This is a genomic window from uncultured Modestobacter sp. (assembly GCF_947486615.1).
Lineage (GTDB): Bacteria > Actinomycetota > Actinomycetes > Mycobacteriales > Geodermatophilaceae > Modestobacter.
Genome location: NZ_CANKUD010000033.1, coordinates 1 through 377, shown reverse-complemented (window position 1 = coordinate 377; position 377 = coordinate 1). Strand labels below are relative to the sequence as shown.

The window sequence follows — 377 nt, the reverse complement described above, 5'->3', positions numbered from 1 at the left end:
CAGAGCAGGGCTGAGTTCTCCAGGTTGGTCTCGCCGTCGTGCAGCCAGTGGATCAGGTGGTGCACCTCGCACCACCAGGTCGGTGCCCCGCAGCCGGTGAACACGCACGACTTGTCCCGCCGTTCGACGGCCCTGCGCAGGCCGGGGGTGACCACCCGGTGGTCCCGGCCCAGGTCCAGCGGCGTGCCATCGGGGCCCATCACGATCCGGGAGATGCTCCCGTCGCAGGCCAGGTAGCGGGCCCGCGCGGCGGAGATCGTGGCCCCGAAGCCGGTGTCCGCCGCACCAGCGCCGGTGGCGGGGTCGACCAGGTCATCGAGGTCGATGCCGACGACCACGTGCGGCTTGACCGTCCGCAGCATCGGCAGACCGCCGCA

At 72.1% G+C, this 377-nt stretch carries 1 protein-coding gene; it reads right to left on the bottom strand.

What is annotated here, in order from left to right; translation table 11 throughout:
* The coding region (locus tag Q1A09_RS22535; protein ID WP_366139824.1) for a DUF222 domain-containing protein at window positions 1-362 on the bottom strand (362 nt) is incomplete at its 3' end.
* Window positions 363-377 lie beyond the last annotated feature (15 nt).